Origin of the sequence: Psychromonas aquimarina ATCC BAA-1526 (genome assembly GCF_000428725.1) — a bacterium.
GTDB classification, from domain to species: Bacteria; Pseudomonadota; Gammaproteobacteria; order Enterobacterales; family Psychromonadaceae; genus Psychromonas; species Psychromonas aquimarina.
This window is the reverse complement of the sequence record NZ_AUAM01000097.1, coordinates 1-3,889: the sequence shown is the minus strand read 5'-3', so window position 1 is coordinate 3,889 and position 3,889 is coordinate 1. Positions and strand designations below refer to the sequence as shown.

3 protein-coding genes are annotated in these 3,889 nt (G+C 41.8%); all 3 read left to right on the top strand.

What is annotated here, in order from left to right; all coding sequences use genetic code 11:
- Positions 1-511: 511 nt before the first annotated feature.
- The 3 genes from uvrY to pgsA all read left to right on the top strand — a co-directional run bounded on the left by uvrY (position 512) and on the right by pgsA (position 3,744).
- Positions 512-1,156 carry a UvrY/SirA/GacA family response regulator transcription factor gene (gene uvrY / locus G337_RS0118720; RefSeq protein WP_028865231.1) on the top strand — a complete coding sequence of 215 codons (645 nt, stop codon included), beginning with the start codon at positions 512-514 and terminating at the stop codon, positions 1,154-1,156.
- A 42-nt stretch (positions 1,157-1,198) separates the two neighbouring features.
- Entirely contained in the window at positions 1,199-3,031 is a 1,833-nt protein-coding gene (gene uvrC, locus G337_RS0118715; RefSeq protein ID WP_028865230.1) for an excinuclease ABC subunit UvrC, read from the top strand.
- 164 nt (positions 3,032-3,195) lie between these two features.
- The gene (gene pgsA, locus G337_RS0118710; RefSeq protein ID WP_028865229.1) at positions 3,196-3,744 is read left to right on the top strand and encodes a CDP-diacylglycerol--glycerol-3-phosphate 3-phosphatidyltransferase; all 549 of its coding nucleotides are present in this window, start codon (positions 3,196-3,198) and stop codon (positions 3,742-3,744) included.
- The last annotated feature ends 145 nt before the right edge of the window (positions 3,745-3,889 follow it).

Here is a 3,889-nt window from a genome sequence, read left to right as displayed (position 1 = left end):
AGCGGCTGAATGCACTGGTCTTGAAAACCAGCGAGGGTTAATAGCTCTCCGAGAGTTCAAATCTCTCCTCCTCCGCCACATTTTAAAGCCCGCTACTTGTAGCGGGCTTTTTCGTTTCAAGGGTACAGGTTCTGAGGACTATGAGATTAAGAATCTCTCCAGCTCTTGACTAGGCCGCATTTAAAAAGGCTTCTCATCTAAGAGGCCCTTTTTCGTTTCTAGCAGGAAATTTGCAATATATGATAGTTTGGATCTTTCCTGCTCTAAACTAAGCTGCCTTTTTGTTCTAACTTAATACCCCTTTTTATCAGCTTAATTAGCACTGTTTTTTTTATGTTATAATTATCTAGCTTTGATTGTTCTATTGTATAGATTTGCATTATTGTTAAGTAACGCAAAAAGTTATGTTTTTTGACTATGTGAAATATAGCTCTGTCGTTATTATCTGCGCTCTTAAAATGTGTCCGTTTTATCTTAATACCTGTCTGTTAGGTATTAATGGAGAAATATTGTGATAAATATCCTGCTGGTCGATGACCATGAATTAGTTCGTACAGGGATTAGCCGTATCATTGATGATGTTCGAGGCATGAAAGTTATTGGTGAAGCCGAAAGCGGTGAAGAGGCGGTAAAGTGGTGTCGCAGTAATGATCCCGATGTTGTTTTGATGGATATTAATATGCCCGGTATCGGTGGTTTAGATGCAATGCATCGAATTCTGCGTATTAATGAAGATATAAAAATTATTATGCTGACCATGCATACTGAAAACCCTTTTCCTTCAAAAGTGATGCAGGCAGGTGCTGCCGGCTACCTCAGTAAATCCGCCGCGCCCGATGAAGTACTTAATGCAATTCGCGCTGTAAATTCAGGACAGCGTTATTTAGCGCCGGAAATCGCGCAGCAGATGGCTCTTTCACAGATATCACCGGCAGCGGAAGATCCGTTCAGCGTACTTTCTGAAAGAGAGCTGCAGATTATGATGATGATAACTAAAGGACAGCGTGTTGTAGATATTTCTGAACAGCTGCATCTCAGCCCTAAAACAATCAATAGTTACCGTTACCGTCTGTTTGATAAATTAGGTGTTAATGGTGATGTTGAATTAACGCATTTAGCCATACGTTACGGCATGCTTGATGCCGATACACTTTAGTCAGCACCTTAAGAATACGGCACCTACGGGTGTCATTTTAGTATGACAGCCTTTTGCTCTGAAAGTTTTTTAAAAACAGTTACCAGTGAACCTGGTGTCTACCGTATGTTTAATGAGCTGCAGACGGTTATTTATGTAGGTAAAGCTAAAAATTTAAAAAAACGCCTCAGCAGTTATTTTAGTCTCACCCAGAAACATCCTAAAACCTTAGCCTTAGTCAGTCATATTGCTAATATTGAAGTAACAGTGACGCATACTGAGACTGAAGCATTAATTCTTGAACATAACTTTATTAAGCAGTATAAACCGAAATACAATGTACTGTTGCGCGATGATAAATCTTACCCTTACCTTTTTTTAAGCGAACACAAACACCCGCAGTTGACATTAGTACGTGCGCAGAATAAAAATCGTAAAGGCACCTATTTCGGACCTTATCCAAGCGGCGGAGCTGTGCGCGAAAGTCTGCATTTGATGCAGAAACTGTTCCCTATTCGTCAGTGTGAAGACAGTTATTACAGCAATCGTTCTCGGCCGTGTCTTCAGTATCAGTTAAAGCGCTGCTTAGGTCCCTGTGTAAATGCCATGCCTGAGGATGAATATAAACACCAGGTCGAGCTTGCTACTGAATTTTTACAAGGTAAAAGCCAGAATGTTATTAACCAGCTGGTTAGTGAAATGGAGCTGGCCAGCCGGGAGCTTGAGTTTGAAAAAGCGGCGGTCAGGCGGGATCAGATTCAGTCCCTTAAAAAAGTACAGGAACAGCAGTGGGTCAGTGGTGATATTGAACAGCTTGATGTGGTCGGGGTTGTTTATGAGCAGGGAGTTGCCAGCATTCACCTGTTATTTGTCCGCCAGGGACGAATTTTAGGCAGTCGTAATTATTTCCCCAAGGTCCCCAAAAACTCCACTAAAGATGAGCTGTTAAGTTCTTTTCTAAGTCAGTTCTATCTTTCCGGTCAAAACGGCAGGGCGATCCCTAAAGAAATTTTACTCAGTGATGATTTTGCCGAGCGTTTTTTATTTACGGATATGTTTACTGAATACTGCGGTTATAAAACGGTATTAAAAATAGAGATGCGCGGTGAGCGTGCAAAGTTTACTAAACTTGCTAAAACCAATGCAAAAATCGCTCTGCAGACTCACCTAAGCCAGAAAAATAATGTTCTGCAGCGCTATCAGCTTCTGGAAGAAAAGTTAGAGCTGACCAGACCTATCGAACGTATGGAGTGTTACGATATATCCCATATGATGGGGGAAAAGACCGTTGCCTCCTGTGTGGTATTTAACCGTGAGGGGGCGAATAAATCGGCCTACCGGCGTTTTAATATCAGCGGCATTACCCCCGGTGATGATTATGCAGCTATGGGGCAGGTGTTAGAGCGCCGTTTTAAAGAACCGCAGTCTCCGGAAAATATACCTGATATTATCTTCATTGACGGCGGACTCGGGCAGCTGAGTCAGGCTGAAACCATAGTAAGCTCACTGGAGCACAATTTTTCCGGTAAGTATCCATTGTTAATCGGTATTGCTAAAGGTGTAACCCGAAAAGCGGGTTTAGAAACATTGATACTTGCAGAGAGTCATGAAATCTTAGAAATGTCAGACGACTCTCCTGCACTGCATTTAATTCAGCAGATACGTGATGAATCGCACCGCTTTGCTATTATGGGGCACAGACAGCAGCGTGATAAAAAAAGACGTACCAGTAGCTTAGAGGGAATTGCCGGTGTGGGGGCTAAACGTCGCCAGGCTCTATTAAATCACCTTGGCGGTTTACAGGGAGTAAAATCTGCAAGTGTTGACGAGCTGGCGAAAATACCAGGAATCAGTTCCGCATTAGCAGAAACGATTTACGAAGCGCTGCATCATTAGAAAGACATAATTTGTCGTGTTGTTCTTTATTCTGCCCGCTTTGCTGTCCTTTGAGTTATGGTCTGCAACATGCTGATATATATTTGGTAAATTATCATGGTTAAGCATTTGCATAATGAAACAATATAATGCAAAAATAGGTGTCTTACTCAAAGGACATTTTAATGATAAACATTCCTAATATTTTAACGGGTTTTCGAATATTCTTAATCCCTGTTTTTGTTATTTTTTATTATTTACCTGTTGAATGGTCATCTTTCAGCGCCGCCCTTATTTTTTTTATTGCCGGCAGTACCGATATGCTCGATGGTTATCTGGCGCGAAAACTTAACCAGTCAACGGCATTCGGGGCTTTTCTAGATCCGGTTGCCGATAAAATAATGGTTGCTGTGTCACTGGTAATGATTGTTGAGCATTATGAGGTTATCTGGATCACCATACCGGCAATGATAATGATCTGCCGGGAAATCATTATTTCAGCACTGCGTGAGTGGATGGCTGAATTAGGAGAGCGTGCCAGTGTCGCCGTTTCCTGGGTAGGAAAAATAAAAACGGTTGCGCAGATGTTGTCGTTATTTTTACTGATCTGGCAGGATTCTTCAGAAATGGAATGGGTTGGTTTTACGCTGCTCTATGTCGCCACTGCTCTAACACTTTGGTCAATGGTTGTATATCTGAAAGCAGCCTGGCCTGCGTTGAGTAAGAATTCATAAGGTCTGCAGACACCTTAGAGAGAAGATATTCTAAAAAGCCGTCATTAACCTGACAATGCCGTTCGGTTAAGCAATTTTAGGCTTATATCTTAACGGGTACCTTGATGGTATATAAAGCACTGAACGTGGAAACGTTCGGTGTTTT